Origin of the sequence: Novosphingobium percolationis, from assembly GCF_020179425.1 — a bacterium.
Taxonomy (GTDB): domain Bacteria; phylum Pseudomonadota; class Alphaproteobacteria; order Sphingomonadales; family Sphingomonadaceae; genus Novosphingobium; species Novosphingobium percolationis.
The window spans coordinates 24,313-41,909 of the sequence record NZ_JAILYM010000011.1 but is presented as its reverse complement, the minus strand read 5'-3'; the positions used below and the strand labels follow the sequence as shown (position 1 = coordinate 41,909).

13 protein-coding genes are annotated in these 17,597 nt (G+C 59.5%); 11 read left to right on the top strand and 2 right to left on the bottom strand.

Annotation, left to right across the window (positions count from 1 at the left end):
- Nucleotides 1–10 precede the first annotated feature (10 nt).
- The gene (locus K3A84_RS19680) at nucleotides 11–802 is read right to left on the bottom strand and encodes an IclR family transcriptional regulator (protein ID WP_029995530.1); all 792 of its coding nucleotides are present in this window, start codon (nucleotides 800–802) and stop codon (nucleotides 11–13) included.
- Between the two features lie 161 nt (nucleotides 803–963).
- Here K3A84_RS19680 and K3A84_RS19675 point away from each other — a divergent pair, with 161 nt between their 5' ends.
- The 5 genes from K3A84_RS19675 to K3A84_RS19655 all read left to right on the top strand — a co-directional run bounded on the left by K3A84_RS19675 (nucleotide 964) and on the right by K3A84_RS19655 (nucleotide 8,488).
- Nucleotides 964–2,418: an NAD-dependent succinate-semialdehyde dehydrogenase gene (locus K3A84_RS19675; protein WP_029995531.1), complete on the top strand. Its 1,455-nt coding sequence runs from the start codon at nucleotides 964–966 to the stop codon at nucleotides 2,416–2,418.
- Nucleotides 2,415–4,484 carry an FAD-dependent oxidoreductase gene (locus K3A84_RS19670; RefSeq protein ID WP_223806615.1) on the top strand — a complete coding sequence of 690 codons (2,070 nt, stop codon included), beginning with the start codon at nucleotides 2,415–2,417 and terminating at the stop codon, nucleotides 4,482–4,484. The genes K3A84_RS19675 and K3A84_RS19670 overlap by 4 nt, the downstream gene beginning before the upstream one ends.
- Before the next feature lie 22 nt (nucleotides 4,485–4,506).
- Nucleotides 4,507–5,712, top strand: a complete 1,206-nt coding sequence (gene pcaF / locus K3A84_RS19665; RefSeq protein ID WP_029995533.1) for a 3-oxoadipyl-CoA thiolase — start codon at nucleotides 4,507–4,509, stop codon at nucleotides 5,710–5,712.
- A 168-nt stretch (nucleotides 5,713–5,880) separates the two neighbouring features.
- Nucleotides 5,881–6,783, top strand: coding sequence for an alpha/beta hydrolase (locus K3A84_RS19660; RefSeq protein WP_029995534.1), 903 nt, complete (start codon nucleotides 5,881–5,883; stop codon nucleotides 6,781–6,783).
- A gap of 61 nt (nucleotides 6,784–6,844) precedes the next feature.
- Entirely contained in the window at nucleotides 6,845–8,488 is a 1,644-nt protein-coding gene (locus tag K3A84_RS19655; RefSeq protein WP_029995535.1) for a flavin-containing monooxygenase, read from the top strand.
- A 330-nt stretch (nucleotides 8,489–8,818) separates the two neighbouring features.
- Here the strand turns inward: K3A84_RS19655 and K3A84_RS19650 are convergent, their stop codons facing one another.
- Entirely contained in the window at nucleotides 8,819–10,189 is a 1,371-nt protein-coding gene (locus K3A84_RS19650; protein ID WP_124809292.1) for an IS1380 family transposase, read from the bottom strand.
- Between the two features lie 477 nt (nucleotides 10,190–10,666).
- Here K3A84_RS19650 and K3A84_RS19645 point away from each other — a divergent pair, with 477 nt between their 5' ends.
- The 6 genes from K3A84_RS19645 to K3A84_RS19620 all read left to right on the top strand — a co-directional run bounded on the left by K3A84_RS19645 (nucleotide 10,667) and on the right by K3A84_RS19620 (nucleotide 17,589).
- The gene (locus tag K3A84_RS19645) at nucleotides 10,667–13,180 is read left to right on the top strand and encodes a TonB-dependent receptor (protein ID WP_225011209.1); all 2,514 of its coding nucleotides are present in this window, start codon (nucleotides 10,667–10,669) and stop codon (nucleotides 13,178–13,180) included.
- Between the two features lie 272 nt (nucleotides 13,181–13,452).
- A complete protein-coding gene (locus K3A84_RS19640) occupies nucleotides 13,453–14,205 on the top strand; it encodes an electron transfer flavoprotein subunit beta/FixA family protein (RefSeq protein ID WP_124809290.1) in 753 nt (250 codons plus the stop codon).
- 100 nt (nucleotides 14,206–14,305) lie between these two features.
- Nucleotides 14,306–15,238, top strand: coding sequence for an electron transfer flavoprotein subunit alpha/FixB family protein (locus K3A84_RS19635; protein WP_124809289.1), 933 nt, complete (start codon nucleotides 14,306–14,308; stop codon nucleotides 15,236–15,238).
- Nucleotides 15,239–15,720: 482 nt separating this feature from the next.
- A complete protein-coding gene (locus K3A84_RS19630) occupies nucleotides 15,721–16,422 on the top strand; it encodes a DUF4158 domain-containing protein (RefSeq protein WP_255631073.1) in 702 nt (233 codons plus the stop codon).
- 187 nt (nucleotides 16,423–16,609) lie between these two features.
- Entirely contained in the window at nucleotides 16,610–16,948 is a 339-nt protein-coding gene (locus K3A84_RS19625) for a hypothetical protein (RefSeq protein WP_124809287.1), read from the top strand.
- Nucleotides 16,945–17,589: a hypothetical protein gene (locus K3A84_RS19620; protein WP_124809286.1), complete on the top strand. Its 645-nt coding sequence runs from the start codon at nucleotides 16,945–16,947 to the stop codon at nucleotides 17,587–17,589. Before K3A84_RS19625 ends, K3A84_RS19620 begins: the two co-directional genes overlap by 4 nt.
- Nucleotides 17,590–17,597: the final 8 nt, after the last annotated feature.

Sequence of the window (17,597 nt, the reverse complement as noted above, 5' to 3'; positions counted from 1 at the left end):
TCCTAAAGGCTCAGGGCGAAATGGCGCTGACGTTGCGGACAAGTTCAATCAGCCGGGCAGCAATGTCGGTTTCGATCCAGTCGCGAGTCAGATGAGATGCCGCCCCGCCGCAATTGAAGGCCAGAACGGGCGCACCGTTTGCAGGGATGAAGGGCACGGCAACGGAGTTCACATCCGCCTTCCATTCGCCGATCGAGAGGCAGTATCCGTGTTTGGCGTAGGTCTCGAGAGCATCATTTATCCCTCTCTCGATTGCCGGCCATGCCTGACCCTCGTGGTGGCGGATGTCCTCGATAATTTCAGATCTGCGCTCTTCGGATATCCCCGCCAGAAAGGCGCGGCCCACGGCCGTGGTCGCCAGTTTGATATGGGCTCCCACGTCGATCGCGAGCGTGATCGGGTTCGAGCCGCGGCAACGCTCCAAGTATATCATCGTCAGGCGATCCCTGCCTGCCAGCGCAACAGGCATGCCCGAATAGTCTGCAAGTTCCTGCATGTACGGCTTGGCCAGATCTATGACCGGCAATCCGGCAAGGCATGAGAATCCCAGCGAAAGTACCGGCGGGGCGAGGCGGTATCGGGCTGTTTCCGGGTCGAAGCTGAGGTAGCCAAGGCGGTGCAGCGTATAAGTCAATCTCGATATGGTCGATTTGCTCAAGCCGGTCCGAGCGGCAAAATCGCCGTTGCCCAGCGCCTCACCCTCCCTGCGGAAAGCGCGCAAGACCTCGAGTCCACGCGCCAGGGCAACCACGAAATCGCGGTCCGTACCTTCCTGTTTTGAAAGCTCCTTGCGCGGTCGCACCGCAATACTCCTCTCACCCCGGCCGTTGCCGACTTGAAATGTCTCTACACTGGTAGTAAGAGGTTTGTCAATATTGCGGAATATATTTCCGCAGAGCGGAATAAAATCGGGTTTGTCCAGTTCCGCGTGGTTGCCAAAACTCGACGGTGAAGAGGATTGTTATGACTCAACATGACTATGCAGACATCGCACTGTTCATCGCAGGCACGTGGATCGGCCCGGAAGAGCGCGAAACCCAGCCCGTCATCAACCCGGCGACCGCCCAGCAGATCGGGCTTATCGCGAAAGCGACGCCCGATGATCTCGAGGCTTCGGTGAGATCGGCCCGCGTGGCATTCGAAGGGTGGCGGCAGCTTTCGCCGCTTGATCGCAGCGCCATACTGCGCAGGTTTGCCAATCTGCTTCGTGAGAACGAACAGGCAATTGCAGCCGCCATTACCCTCGACGAGGGAAAGCCATTGGCCGAAGCGATTGTTGAAGTGCGTTCTTCGGCCGATCATATCGATTGGCACGCCGAAGAAGGGCGTCGCATCTACGGTCGCATAATCCCATCGCGATCCCCTGCTGTACAGCAGCAGGTTCTGCGGGAACCGGTGGGCGTCTGCCTGGCAATCACGCCATGGAACTTCCCTTTGAGCCAGGCAGTGCGAAAGGTTGCCGCAGCATTGGCCTGCGGTTGCACAATGATCCTGAAAGGCCCTGCGGAAGCCCCGTCTGCGTGTATGGCCATCGCCCGCTATCTGCAGGAAGCGGGATTGCCTGATGGATGCCTCAATCTCGTCTGGGGCAATGCCGCAATGATTTCAGAAACATTGGTGGCCCATCCCGATGTTCGCAAGATCACCTTCACCGGATCGGTCGAAGTCGGCAAGAGCCTTGCCGAACTCGCTGGTCGTCACATGAAGCGCGCCACGATGGAACTTGGCGGTCATGCGCCTGTCCTGATTTTCGATGATGCAGACGCCGAGGCGACCGCAAGGGTGCTGGCCGGCAACAAGCTGCGCAACGCAGGACAGGTCTGCATATCGCCGACCAGGTTCTTTGTGCAGGCGAGCGTTCACAAACGCTTTGTCGCAGCTCTGGTTGATGCCTTTGCGACGGTCAAAGTGGGTGACGGCCTTGAGCCCGATATCCAGATGGGGCCAGTGTGTCACGCCCGGCGGATTGCCGAAATGGAACGCCTGGTCGACGACGCGCGCGCCGGTGGAGCCGCCATCCTTGCCGGCGGCACACGACAGGGGAATGCGGGCTATTTCTTCGCACCGACTATCGTCGATACTGCGGACGATCGTATCGCGCTGATGCGGGATGAACCTTTTGGCCCCATCGCCGTGGTTTCGCGCTTTGACGACATGAGCGATGCCATCGATCGGGCAAACGCATTGCCGTTCGGCCTGGCGTCCTATGTCTTCACCAACTCGCTTGAACGCGCGGACCGCGCTGCGGCATGCCTGCAGGCCGGCATGGTCAGCATCAATCATTTTGGACTGGCCTTGCCCGAAACCCCGTTCGGAGGGGTCCGTGACAGTGGATATGGCACCGAAGGCGGCAGCGAGACTTTCGATGGCTACCTCAACACGAAATTCGTTTCGCGTTTCGCAGGAGTTTGTGCGTGAGCGATGGGCAACTGGTGCGGATCGAGTGGCGAAATCGTGTTGCGCTTCTGACCATCGACAATCCTCCGCTCAACCTCCTGAAGGCTGCGGTACGTGCCGCCCTGCTTGCGGCGATACGCACGGCCGCCGCCAGCGATCCCGAGCGAATTGTCATAACCGGGGCAGGCAAGGCGTTCGTGGCCGGGGCCGATGCCCGGGAATTTGGCGATGCTCCGATAGAGCCGCATTTGAACGACGTGCTGCGGGAGATCGCGCAACTCTCCGTGCCGACCATCGCTGCGATCAATGGGAGCGCGCTTGGCGGAGGCCTCGAGATTGCGCTGGCCTGCCGGTGCAGGGTTGCCGCACCTTCGGCCCGGCTGGGCCTGCCCGAAGTGACGCTCGGGGTAGTGCCGGGCGCTGGTGGAACGCAGCGTCTGCCCCGTATTGTGGGCATCCCCCACGCGCTCGACATGATTGTGCACGGAAGGCTGCTGTCGGCACGGGAGGCGCATGATATCGGACTTGTCGATAGTGTTGCATCCGATCCCGTCGCCGCCGCTCTCGGCATGGACCGGAATCAACTCGATACCATGCTGGTCGCCGACCGGCGTCCCGCGCCAGCGGCACATCCAGATGCGGTGTCGGCCATTGCCAGGGATGCTGCCCGCCGCGCCCGAGGGCAGAAGGCCCCCGAGCGCGCGCTGGAACTGGTGGCCGGGAGTACCGACTGGGACCTTGATGTCGGGATGAATCGCGAGCGGGAGGCCTTCCTCGAACTTCGCGGATCCGATCAGGCCAAGGCATTGCGCCACATCTTCTTCGCCGAGCGCGCCGCTTCAACCCGGTCATGTTACCCAAGACCAGACCGTCCGATCGAACGGGCGATTGTCGTAGGCGGGGGGAATATGGGCGCGAGCATAGCCTACGCCCTTGCCCGAGCCTCAATCACGGTGACCTTGGTCGAGATGGATGCCCAGCGGGCAGCAGATGCCCGGCGGCGATTCTCGGGGCTGGTCGAACAAGGCACAAAGAAGGGGGTCCTGACCGAGAAAGAGGCTAACAGTATCAGCAGTTTGACGAACGTGGTGGTGGGGCTCGAAAATCTCGGGGCGGCTGACATCGCCATCGAAGCCGTGTTCGAGAATTTCGCTGTCAAAAAGGCTATCTTTGCAGCCCTTGGTGACAATCTGCCGCCTTCGACAATTCTCGCAACGAATACCTCGTACCTGGATGTCGATCTTCTGGCGGAAAGTGTTCCCGAGCCCGCGCGCTTCCTGGGATTGCACTTCTTCAGTCCTGCGCACGTGATGAAACTGCTCGAGATCGTGCGTGGTGGCAGAACGGCTCCGGAAACTCTTGGCGTGGGCATCGCGCTCGCCAGGATGCTAGGCAAAGTGCCGGTCGTGGCCGGTGTGTGCGATGGCTTCATCGGAAACCGGATACTGACCCGATATCGCCAAACGGCGGACATCCTTCTTGCCGAGGGCGCAACACCGTCGAGCATCGATGCGGCAATGCGGGGATTCGGCATGGCCATGGGCCCCTATGAAGCCCAGGACATGTCGGGTCTCGATATTGCATATGCCAATCGCCAGCGACAACGCCTGGACGGCCGCGCCGACGCAAGAATGCTTCCCATACTCGAGTGCCTGGTCGAAGAGCATGGTAGACTTGGCCGTAAATCGATGGCTGGCTGGTATGATTACGATGACGCGGGTCGGCTCCGGCCGTCCGCCTTGGTCGAAGACCTCATCGTGGCGATCTCGGCGAAAGAAGGCTTTGCCCGTCGGACTTTGAGTGAGGCGCAGATTGTCGATCGAATTATCACGTCCATGATCGTCGAAGCCTGCCTTATTCTTGAAGAAGGAATCGCCGCCTCGACACAGGACATCGATCTGGTCTTGGTTCATGGCTACGGATTCCCTCGCTGGCGAGGGGGACTGATGTATCACGCGGACACATTGACTCCGGCTTGCGTGGTTGCAAGGATCACCGAGTTTTCGTCCGCCGACCCTCTGGGCTGGAGAGTCCCTTCACTGATCACGAACCTGGTTCGCGACGCCAGGTCGTTCGCGGATGCCTGAACTTGAAGATAGGTCTGAAGACATGGCTGATGTGTTCATCTGCGATTTCATCCGCACGCCGATCGGCCGCCACGGCGGGGCCCTTGCCAGGGTACGCGCCGACGATCTGGCCGCTGTTCCGATCAGATCCCTGATCGAGCGAAATCGGTCGATCGACCTGGTCGAGATCGATGAGGTCCTGCTTGGCTGCGCAAATCAGGCAGGCGAGGACAACCGAAACGTGGCCCGCATGGCTGCCCTGCTCGCGGGCCTACCCGAGGAAGTTCCCGGCCTGACCCTGAATCGCCTTTGCGCCTCAGGTCTTGAGGCGGTTATCACTGGTGCCCGGTCGATACGGTGCGGTGAACTCCAGCTTGTGATCGCTGGCGGCGTGGAGAGCATGAGTCGAGCCCCGTTTGTTCAGCTAAAAGCCGAAACCGCGTTCTCACGCGCTGTCGCCATGGAGGATACGACCATTGGATGGCGATTCGTCAATCCGGCGATGCAGACGAGCTATGGCGTCGACTCGATGCCCGAGACCGCCGAAAACGTCGCGATGGAGTATTCGATCGGGCGGACCGATCAGGATGCCTTTGCCCTGCGGTCGCAGGCCAAGGCTGCCAGAGCAGGCAGCAACGGACGATTGGCGCGGGAAATCGTGGCGGTCAGCGCCCCAGTGAAGCGGGGGCAAGCCGCGATAATTGACGCTGACGAGCATCCGAAACCGAACACGACCATAGATGACCTCGCTCGACTACGACCAATCGTGCGTACCGACGGGACCGTCACGGCAGGAAACGCATCCGGGGTGAACGATGGTGCCGCAGCATTGCTGCTGGCGTCGAAGGAAGCTGTTCGTCGATATGGGCTGACACCCCTTGCCCGAGTGGTGACCGCTGCGGCAGCTGGGGTTCCTCCCCGGATCATGGGTATCGGTCCGGTTCCGGCGATCAGAAAGATACTCGCTCGGCAATCGCTGACGATGGGCGACATCGGCGTGATCGAACTGAACGAAGCCTTTGCCAGCCAGGCGCTGGCCTGCACGCGGTCGTTGGGTCTGGATGATGAAGATCATCGCGTAAATCCCAACGGCGGAGCGATCGCGCTCGGTCATCCGCTGGGCATGTCCGGGGCACGGATTACGGGCAGCGCAGCGATTGAACTTGCTCAAGGGACCGGGCGCTACGCCATTGTGTCTATGTGCGTGGGCGTCGGACAAGGAAGCGCGCTGCTGCTGGAGCGGGTCTAGGAGACCTGCCTCTGGGTGGCCGCAAAAAACGACAACGGAACGCGCAGTAAAATTCAAGACCTGAAGCCAAGCACGACATAGCTTCTCCACTGGATCAGCTCTCGGCCGCCCGAAGTTTCGGACAACGATCGATTGGGGCGTTCAAAAAAAGATGGATGGAGAGGCCAAATGGCGGACAATCGGGAAGCAGATTTCCTGCGCGAATTGTACGAGGATTGGAGCAGCCGGATGGCCGCCAATCCCGCAATGTCGATTGCCGATTTGCGCAGTATGTTCGACGAGTGGGGCAAACCAGCACGTGAACCCGAGGGCGTAAGCTACAAATCAGATGAAGTCGGCGGAGTCCCGGGAATATGGGCATTTCCGCAAGACGCCGATTCCGCGCGCGTCATTCTCTACACCCACGGCGGAGGTTTCGCCGTGGGATCGGCAGATAGTCATCGCAAGCTCGCAGGGCATCTTGCCAGCGCTCTGGGCGTAACTGCGTTCATTCCCGATTACCGGCGGTCCCCCGAATTTCCGTTCCCTGCCCAGATCGAAGACGGGATCGCCGCATATCTCGGTTTGATCGAAAGAGGTTTCCACCCTGGATTCATAACGACTGCGGGGGACAGTGCGGGCGGCAATCTCGCCATTGCCATTGCGTTTCGGCTCCGTGAGCTGGGCCGGCAACTTCCGGGCAGCATCATAGCTTTTTCTCCCTGGCTGGACATGGCGCTGCGTGGCGCGACACTCGAAGCCAACGCGGCGACGGACGCTCTTGTCGGGCGCCAGATACTCGAGGGCATGATCTCGATGTTTCTTGGCGGCACTGCGGACCCGCTGGATCCGCTGGCCAATCCACTCGAGAATGACTTTCAGGGCTTCCCGCCGCTTTATATCAATGCCGGTGGAGCCGAGGCATTGCTGAGCGATGCCGAGTCGTTGAGCGAAAAAGCTCGCAACGCAGGCGTTTCCGTCACCCTCTCGGTCGTCCCCGGAATGCAGCATGTCTTTCCGGCCCTTGCCGGGCGCGCGCATGAGGCGGACGACGAATTGCTCAGGATCTCAGCGTGGTATCGCGCACTTTGACCGCCGGAAAAACGCATCTTGCAACAATGGTTTGCGCGGAAATCCCGCGCTGGAGGTAAATATGATCAGAAATGTGACCGCGACAAAGACCCCTGGCGCGGACTTTGACGCAATTGTGATCGGCGGAGGCTTCGGAGGGCTCTATGCGGTCCACAAGCTGCGTAATGACCAGGGTCTCCACGTAAAGGCCTATGACAATGCGAGCGATGTCGGAGGGACCTGGTACTGGAATCGTTACCCGGGAGCGCTCTCGGATACCGAGAGCTTCTGCTATCGCTTCTCATTCGACAAGGAACTCCTTGATCAAGGCAGCTGGCAGACCCGCTATCTCACTCAGCCCGAGATTTTGGAATATCTCAACAATGTCGCTGACCGCTTCGACTTGCGCAGCAGCTATCAGTTCAACACCAAGATAGTATCGACCCGTTTCGACGAAGCGACTGGGCTATGGCATGTAGTAACGGACAAGGGTGAGACGGCATCGGCCAAGTATCTCATTACCGGCCTGGGACTTCTTTCGGCGATCAACAAGCCGACGTTCTGTGGCATCGACGACTATGCCGGTGACATTTACCATACAGGCGCGTGGCCTGAAGGGGTCGATCTCAGCGGAAAGCGTGTCGGCATAATCGGGACGGGCTCAACCGGAATTCAGGTGATCATTGCCCTGGCGCCCCAGGTAAAGCACCTGACCGTATTCCAACGATCTGCCCAATACGTCGTTCCGATCGGAAACTGGCCCGAAGACACTGAGACGATCGATACCTACAAGGCCAACTATGACGAAATCTGGAAGCAGATAAAGAGTTCGAATGTCGCCTTCGGTTTTGTCGAGAGCACCGTTGCGGGAATCGACGTCCCCGAGGCCGAGCGGGAGTGCGTATTCGAGGAAGCGTGGCAGCGCGGTGGTGGATTCCGCTTCATGTTCGAGACCTTCAACGATGTCGCGATCAGCGATGAGGTTAACACCTCGGCGGCAAACTTCATCAAGCGGAAAATTGCCAAGATCGTGAAGGATCCAGAAATCGCCCGGAAACTGACGCCCGGCGATATCTATGCCAAGCGCCCGCTGTGCGCGACGGATTATTACGGTGTTTACAACCGGAAAAACGTATCGCTGGCAGACGTCAAGGACGATCCGATCGCAGAATTCACGACAAGAGGCATCCGCTTGGCCAGTGGGATCGAACACGAACTTGACGCGGTGATTTTCGCTACAGGTTTCGATGCGGTCGATGGAAACTATACGAAGATCGATATTCGGGGACGCGGTGGCGTCACCATCCGGGACAAGTGGGCCGATGGCCCTCTGGGTTACCTCGGGATGATGGAAGCCGACTTTCCGAACATGTTCATGATCCTGGGCCCCAACGGTCCATTCACAAACCTTCCTCCCAGTCTCGAAAGCCAGGTGGAATGGATTTCCGACACGATTGCAACCATGGAAGCTGACGGCCGCTCCACTATCGAGCCGACGCAGGAAGCCGAAGATGCCTGGGTGGAAACCTGCCGGACAATTGCCAACATGACACTGTTCCCTAAGGCGGAATCGTGGATTTTCGGGGCGAACATTCCTGGCAAGAAAAACGCAGTGATGTTTTATCTCGGTGGTCTCGGCAATTACCGTTCAGAACTTCAATCGGTACGGAATTCGGGCTACGAATCGATGATATTCGATCGTCAGACTGCAACCACCGCGCTTTGATGACCATCGAAATTCGTTCGCGTCTGAACGACCGGACTGTTGCATTCCCCATCCCCCGCAAGGCCGTGACAGGTTCGGTCGTGCGGGGGACACGCTGCTTGTGGCCCGTCGATCGAGGGGTTGTCAGCAATCAAGGCTCGATTTCGCGGCATCGCCTCTAGCCCGGCTTATTCATGAGCCCGCTGCACTGGGGTGTTTAGGGTTTGGTGGGTCGGTTGCCGCGTGATCTGGGCGAGCGCCGGCGCCGGCGTTTTTCCCCGCAGCAGGAGCGATGGGCTTTTCGAGGTTGATGGACGAGGGCTCGGGCTTTCATCGGCACTGCCGCACTGGCTATGTCGGTGCTGGCCGGAGAATGGTGGCGATGGCTTTGAACACGCCGGCGTCCGGGCAGGCTGACGCGAAGGCGAGATGGATACGCGAGGAGGTTTCGATGACGCGGGCAGCGACCTTGAGCAGCCGCAGGCGTAGCGTTGCGAACTCGGCTGTGGCGAGCGCGGCTGTCTTGGGGATTTCCTGTTGGATGCGCCACATCAGCCAGTAGACAGCGGTGTGGAGGATGAGGCGCATCTGGTTGGCGTTGGCGGATCGGCACGAGGTGCGATCGCTAGCGAGTTGAGCCTTGTGGCGCTTGATCAGCCTTTCGGTCTGGCCGCGCGCGCAGTAGAGCGTGTCATAGATATGCTCGGCTGAGCCTTCGGTCAGTGAGGTGACGACATAGCGGATGTCCATGCCCAGCGTGCTGGCCTCGATCCGGGCGACGACGCGGCGCTGGCACTTCCAACTCTTCGCGCCGTAGTGCGTTTCGGCATAGTTGCGCAGGACCGGATACTGGGCCGTGGCCCGCTTGACCGCGCAGGCATCGACGATGGCAACGATGACCGTATCAGCACGCAGCGCGGCATTGGTCGGCAAGCCGAACACGTAATCGACGCGGTGGGCCTCGCAGAAGGCCTTGACTTCGGGGCGGCCATAATGCCCGTCGCCGCAGAAGGTGATGTGCGTTTCCGGCCAGTACCGGCGGATATGACGCACCAGGCGCCGGATGTGGCCGGCAACTTCGGCGCCCGACGGCGTCTTGCCGGTGCGCAGCAGAATCGCGACCGGACGACCGGTCGCGGTGTCGTACACATGGATCGGCAGGAAGCAGCGCTCACCGTGATGCCCGTTCCAGAAGGACAACTGCTGATAGCCGTGCACGACATCGCAGGTATCATCGAGGTCCAGCGTCACCGCCGCCGGTGGAGCCGGATAGCTGGCGCAGTAGACGCCGATCATCTCAGCCATCATCCTGGCCAGCTCACGTGTGGTCGGAGCATTCTCCCAGCGGCTCATCGTCGGTTGGCTGGCAAGCCCCGCGCCCGATCCCGGCAACTTGCCCAGCGCCAGGCGGAAGCCCGGATCGTCGCGCAGGGCGTCGAGATCATCGGCATCTTCATAGCCGCACGCGATCGCGAACACCCGGGCACGTAGGATGTCATCGAGGCGATGGATCACCCGCGTCGGGTCACGCGGGTCGGCGATGCAACTCGCAAGCCGCCGGCAGAGCCCCATCGCGCGCTCGGCCTGCGCAAGCAGCAGAACGCCGCCGTCCGAGGTTAGTCGGCCACCATCAAACGCGGCTGTGATCTTCTTCCCGCCGACCGCTGGGAATCGGAATGAGGTTGAGATAACGTCTTTCATGGCGGGTGTGGCCTGTGGCATTTTCTGCCCTGCAGCAGGGTCGGCGTAGACACCCAGTTCCTAATTCAGATCAGAGGCTTATGCCACTCCCGCCAACCCTTCAGGCCCCCGCCGGTGAATAAGACGGGCTAGCCACCCATCGGGCGCAACCGGAAGGGTGTCCCCCCATTGGGCTTGTTCCCCGTCGGATCGTGGCCCCTTCCGGCTCGACAAGAAGCGTGCCTTCTGCGCCGGCAGCCTTGATGCTTCTTGAGCGGAATGCAGGGTGATTGGGGCAAGCCTTCTTGGTGCACCCTCGCAGGATTGTTCAATCCTTGTTCGCAAGGATCTCCAAGACTCATGCGCCTCTTCGGCTTTACCCCCAACGGGAAACCAAGTCTGCATCTGGACACCTATGCGCAACTGTAACGGCGCGCACAGCCGAGCTTGGTAAGCAAGGGAGAGGGCAAAATGAATTTGAAAACAATATCGCGTCTCATGTGTGGCTGTACGTGGGCCTTGGCGCTGATCCCTGGGAATGTGAGCGCACAGGCTGTTGCGAGCAGTAATGATGCCCAGGCTGAACAGACTTCATCCGGAAGCGAAGTCGAGGAAATCATTGTTACCGCACGGCAGCAGAACGAATCCTTGAAGAATGTCCCGGCGTCGGTGGCCGTGCTGTCCGCAGACACGATCGAAAACACCAAGGCACGCGTCGCGGTCGATTTCGTGAACCTGACATCGGGTGTCACCATTCAAACCGCGACGACCGATCCATCCGACGTGTCGATCAACATCAGAGGCCTGAACAGCCCCCGCGATGCGGAGAACAACATTGCCTTGGTGGTCGATGGCGTGCTCAAGACGAGTATCGCCTCGACCAACGAGCCCCAGGGTGCGCTTGCACAGGTGGAAATCCTCAAGGGTCCGCAAGGCGCGATCTACGGGCGCAATGCGTCGGCCGGTGCAATCGTGATCACCACCAAAAAGCCTACGCCGGAATTGTCCGGGCAGATCAAGGGGCGTGTCGCGAACGACAATACGTACCTCATGTCCGGACTGTTGAGCGGCCCCATCACCGACAGTGTCGGGTTCGTACTTAACGGTGAGTGGACCAAGTCGGACGGCTATTATCGCAACACGTTTGTCGGATCGGATTTGCATCAGAGCGTCTATGGTTATCGCGGCAATCCGGCATCGGTAGACAGCTACAACAAGCTGAACCTCTTCGGGCGAATCCTGCTGGCACCTTCGGACGATACCGAAATCGACCTGAAGGCCAACTATGGCAGGAGCCACGGCGGCGCACTGAGCTTCAATGCGGTTTTCCAGATTCCTACGCTCGCCCAGGCGTTCAACGATCCGATATTCAACGCAAAGGTCAGCGATCACAAGTTCATCTTTACCGATGACACCGAGGCCAAGCACTGGCAGCGGACTTATGGCGCATCGATGAGGCTGCGACAGAATTTCGACTTCGGTTCGCTGATCGGTGTTGTCGCATATAACAACAACAAGAACGAATACATTGCCGGTGGGACCAGCGGCGCGTTCGGCTTCTTCAACAATGAACCGACCTGCCTCCGCAGCCGTGCGGCCACCGCAGGGGTTGTCAACCAGGCACCGTTCACGAAATACAATGCGGCATTCGGCTTTGCGATGCCCTATTCGCCTTCCACTTGCGACGGCATCCAGGGCAATCGCCGTACGCAGACAGACGTAATTTCCGAAATCCGGCTCATGGGTGGGGAAGGCTCTTCCTTCAACTGGCAGCTGGGTGGAAGCTACATCTTCATCGACAGGCGGGTTTGTGTGAACCTGACGCTTGACACGGGACTTGGCGGGACGCGTCAGTGCTTTACGATGGACCCCCGCTTCCCGACCGAAAACCTGACAGATGACAACTATCGGACCAATGTTTATGCCGCATTTGCGGCCGGAGACTGGGACGCTACCGACAAGCTGCGCCTCGGTGTCGCGCTACGCTATGATATCGAAGCGCGTGACCGTATCAACAATGTTCCGGTAAATGCTCGCACGCGCTGGGTTGGCAATCCGCGTACCGGGTATCCGATTGGAACCGCGACGACTCCCTCGAACTATTTCCTCAACCCCGGCCTTGATCCGGCATACAACCCATCTGGGGTGATCGCGCCGATTTCTTCAACCTTCAAGCAACTCCAGCCGAAGATAACGATCACCTACAAGCCGAACAATGATCTCACGATCTTCGGGAACTGGGGCATCGGCTTCAAGGCTGGCGGCTTCAATCCGGCAGGCACCGAGGCGATCATCAACGGCTACTTCAATCCACCACCGCCCGTGGGCATCAGCGCGGGAATCTCGGTTCCGGACCTGATCAAGAAGGAAACCAACAGCGCGTTTGAGATTGGGGTGAAGGGACGTCCGTTCAACGGCCTCAACTTCGAGGTGGCAAGCTTCCTGACCAACGTCAAGAATATGCAGTTCTTTGAATTCTTCGTGGGTGATTTCGGCTTGCTGCGCAGCACCTCGAACATCGACAAGGTGAAAATCTACGGAATAGAAGGATCGATTGACTACAGGATCTCCCCAATTTTCAAGATGTTTGTCAACGGGAATTATACAAAGAGCGAAATCAAGAAGAATTCCGGCCGCCCTTATACGGTAGGAAACAAATCTCCTGCGACGCCTGACTTTTCGATCAACGGGGGCGTTCAGATGAACGCCCCCGTCACGGATCTTGTCAATCTTGTCGGCCGTGTCGACTTCAGGGTTGTCGGTCCGACGCCATTTCACACGGTTCAGCGAAATACCACACCCACGATCTTCGGCTTACCGGCTACTTACGACAATTCCACACGCGATACTTTCGCGACGGTCAACGCAAGGCTGGGCGTCGATGTCGGCAGTTTTTCGATTTCGGCATTTTCTACCAACCTTTTCAACAAGCACTACGTTGAAGACGTTGTGATCGCGCCGGAATTCGGGGGCGACTTTATCGCAGGCGGCGCGCTGCGCCGGTTCGGCGTGGATCTCTCCTATAAGTTCTGAGGCGTGGTTCAGGCATTTTTTCGTAAGTAAAGTTCCACCCTTACCGAGGTAGCTACGGCGTCTTCATCAACCTACGGCTTCTTTGAACTGCGATTTTCTGAACCAGATAATTGCCAGTATCATTTGCCAACAATGTCGATGCCGATAGCTCCTCGGTCTTTTTATTACTATTGAGGAAATTCATCGGCGAACTTGGGTTCCGCTGTCTCCCATTCCTTTGAACGAACCCATCCGTGGTCGATAGACATCCTTGCCGTCGGAGATGTTTGCCCATGCAAGCCCTGGTCTGCGTGAAGCGCGTGATCGACTACAACGTGAAGCCTCGGGTGAAGGCGGATGGCACGGGGGTTGATCTTGCGAACGTGAAGATGAGCATGAACCCGTTTGACGAGATCGCGGTCGAGGAAGCGATACGCCTGAAGGAGAAGGGCGTGGTGACCGAGATCGTGGCGGTGTCGGTGGGCGTTGCGAAATCGCAGGAGACGCTGCGCACGGCGCTGGCGATGGGCGCGGACCGGGCGATCCTGGTGCAGGTCGATGACGGCGTCGAGGTCGAGCCGCTGGCGGTGGCCAAGATCATCAAGGGGATTGCCGACGAGGAAGCCCCCGGCCTGATCATCACGGGCAAGCAGGCGATCGACGATGACAGCAACCAGGTCGGCCAGATGGTCGCCGCGCTGCTCGGCCGCCCGCAGGGGACCTTCGCCAACGAGGTCTCGGTCGAGGGCGATGCCGTGGTGGTCAAGCGCGAGATCGACGGCGGTCTGCAGACGGTGAAGCTGGCTCTGCCCGCCGTGGTCACCACCGACCTGCGTTTGAACGAGCCGCGCTATGCCTCGCTGCCCAACATCATGAAGGCCAAGTCCAAGCCGCTCGCGAACAAGACGCCTGCCGACTACGGCGTCGACATCGCACCGCGCCTCAGGACGCTCAAGGTCACCGAACCGCCGGTGCGCAGCGCCGGGATCAAGGTGCCCGACGTCGATGCGCTGGTTGCCAAGCTCAAGGAATTGGGCGTAGCCTGAACACTCACCACCTCCTTTCGGCTCGAGCGAAGTCGAGCCACGCTCGCAGTGTCTCGACTTCGCTCGACACGAACGGGGTTGGGTTGAAAGGAATGATACGATGACCAAGGTTCTCGTTCTGGTCGAACACGACAACGCCAGCGTCAAGGACGCCACGCTCGCCGCCGTCACCGCTGCGGGCCAGCTTGGCGAAGTGACCGCGCTGGTCGCCGGCGCCAACTGCGATGGTGCCGCACAGGCCGCCGCGCAGATCGCGGGCGTGGCCAAGGTGCTCAAGGCCGACGACGCCAGCCTCGACAATGCGCTGGCGGAGAACGTCGCCCCGCTCGTCGCAGGCCTGATGGCGGATTACGACGCCTTCGTTGCGCCTGCCACCACCACGGGCAAGAACGTCGCGCCGCGCGTCGCAGCATTGCTCGATGTCATGCAGATCTCGGACATCCTCTCGGTCGAGGGGCCCAGGACCTTCACCCGCCCGATCTACGCCGGCAACGCCATCGCCACGGTCGAGTCCAGCGACGCCAAGCTCGTCATCACCGTGCGCGGCACCGCCTTTGCCAAGGCCGCCACCAGCGGGGGCAATGCCAGCGTCGAGACCGTCAGCGCCACCGCCGACAGCGGCCTCAGCAGCTTCGTCAGCGCCGAGATCGCCAAGAGCGAGCGCCCCGAACTGACCAGCGCCAAGATCATCGTCTCGGGCGGCCGCGCGCTGAAGGATGCGGCCACCTTCGAACAGATCATCACCCCGCTCGCCGACAAGCTCGGCGCTGGCATCGGCGCGAGCCGCGCGGCGGTCGATGCAGGCTACGTGCCCAACGACTACCAGGTCGGCCAGACCGGCAAGATCGTGGCCCCCGAAGTCTACATCGCCGTCGGCATCTCGGGCGCGATCCAGCACTTGGCCGGCATGAAGGACTCCAAGACCATCATCGCCATCAACAAGGACGAGGACGCCCCGATCTTCCAAGTCGCCGACATCGGCCTCGTGGGCGACCTGTTCACCCTGGTCCCGGAACTGACGGGCAAGCTTTGACGCTCCTGCAGAACCGGAAAAGCTGTGAGCAACCTGTCGAGGCAGTCGGTGGCGTCAGCGAACTGGTCGAAGCGACCGATCGGTTCCGGACCGGATTGAGGCAGGCACAGACTCATTCTTAGTAATTGCCAGCGATTACCGCGCGTTCACCGCCGGCTGACCTGCACCCGGAATCTTGGACCGTTCGGAGCTGGAAAATTCCAGTTATGAACGGAGGTCCAGGATACGGAGTGTGTGATGAAGAGATCAAATTTTTCGGAGGCGCAAATATGGGTTCTCGTAGCCATTGTGCAAAAAGTGCCACTAAGCAAGTTGCGGAAATATAAGATTTAACATCGATAGAAATCAGTAAGCCATTGATATTTATTGGCCGCCAGATTTTACGACCTTTTGCCTGCGGTGTGTAGGCTCATCCTAAGGAGGATCGAGTCGTGGGCGCACCACTTCGACAATATCTTGGTGGGGACCGGTTTCCAGACGACTTGACCGATTCTGAAATTGCGCATTTCTTCTCGTTCGCCGAGGATGAGCGGCGAACTGTCAACCGCCGACGTCGTCCATTGTACAGGTTGGGCGTGGCGCTGCAGATCGGTTTCCTGCGGCTCGCCGGAACGCCGCTCAATTCCGTTGAGATGATTCCAACGCGTGTGCTGGCTCATTTGGGCGCTGAACTCGAAATTGCGCCGCCGCACCTGGCTTCGATCCGTGCGCTGTATCGTCGACGGCGCACCCTTTTTGAGCACCAGGAGGTGGCCAAGCGGGCTCTGGGTTTGCGCGACCTCACCGAACATGGCGAACGCGCGCTAAACGGCCATCTGCGACGCGAGGCCGGCGACAAATTCCTGGCGGACGACTTAGAACGAGCTGCGCGTGCATGGATCGCTGACCATCGCTATATCCAACTTCCCTCGCGGCGACTGAGGAGTTCGGCAATAGCCGCCCGGCGCCACCATGATGCGGGGCTGTTGGCCGGCGTCATGACCGCAGTCGGAGCGGAGCAGACGAAGGCCTGGCTGCCGGGACTGTCGGAGACGATAACAACCGGCAAAACGCGGCTCGAATGGCTTCGAGACGGCCCATCCTCTCGTAAGACCAAAGGCCTCGCCGACCATATCGCGAAGATCGATTTCTTGAAAAGCTTGGTGCCGACAAGCTGGACCTCGGCTTGTCGACCGGAATGCTGAAAGCTCAGGCGCGATCGATGTTGTACCGCAAGCCCGCGACGCTCAGGCGGATGCGCGGTGAGCGCAAAATTCTCGAACTGGCGTGCTTCCTGCGACTGCAACTTTTGCGTCTCACCGACGATGGTTTGGGGATGATTGATTACCGGATCGCCGATCTTTGGCGACAAGCCCGGAGGCTCCAGGGTCGGTGTCAGACCGCCTCCTTGCCGGTGAGGCGCTGGACATTCTCGGCGAGGTGGCCGGGAAGAAAGATGCCATCCGGCCGGACGCATTCATCCAAAAGTTCCTCGACTTGATGGACCGTGCGCTGGCTGGGTCGCCTATCGCACGCACCGGCGTTGAATTATCTCCATATCGTCTGCGTGTCAGTTTTGCCGATGCTTCACGACGCGGGGATATCGACTTTTCGTTCAACAGCAAGTCGACCTGGACGGCCGCGCAGGAAGTTGGCGGTCCGGGCCGCACCAAAGGGCTTTACGAGGATGTGCAGAGGCTGATGTCAGCGGATGCAGCGACCAACCCATGACATCCGACACAATCTTTAAACTGCGAAAGCAGGGGCGTTCATCCGAGGCATTGGATGTGGCCAGACAAAATTACGAAGCGAATGCTCGCGATGTCTGGTTTCTGCGCGCATACGCCTGGGTGCTCTATGACCAGATGAAGGATGTGGTGGGGCGCTACGAGACAGGTCATTTGTCCGCCACTGAATTGAACAACCAATTCACGCCATCCATGCGGGAATTTGTCAAGTTCGCAGACCTTCTGCGACGCGATACCGCCTTTTCCCAGATGCTGCGTCTGGCGGGCAAGGTTTCGAAGGACTGGCGCGAGTTTCTCGGATTTGCGCGTTGGGCCGGGACAGATGATTTTTCCGATGATGATCGGCAGCCGTTCGTCAATGACAAAGGCAAAACAATCGACAGCCTGGAACAGCGCTTCCGACGTGCGATCTGCAGAGAAGCTGCAGCACGTCTTGCCGATGGTCAATCGTCTTCCGAGTTGATTGACTGGGGATTGGGCATTCTCGACAAATCATTAGTCGAAAATCCCAGCGATCAGTGGCTAAATTACTACCAGAGCAAAGCTCACCTGGCTCGCGGAGAAGATGAACTTGCGATCAAGCGCTTGGCACCGGTCTTACGGCGCCAGTCCCGCGCCGCTTAGACCTGGGC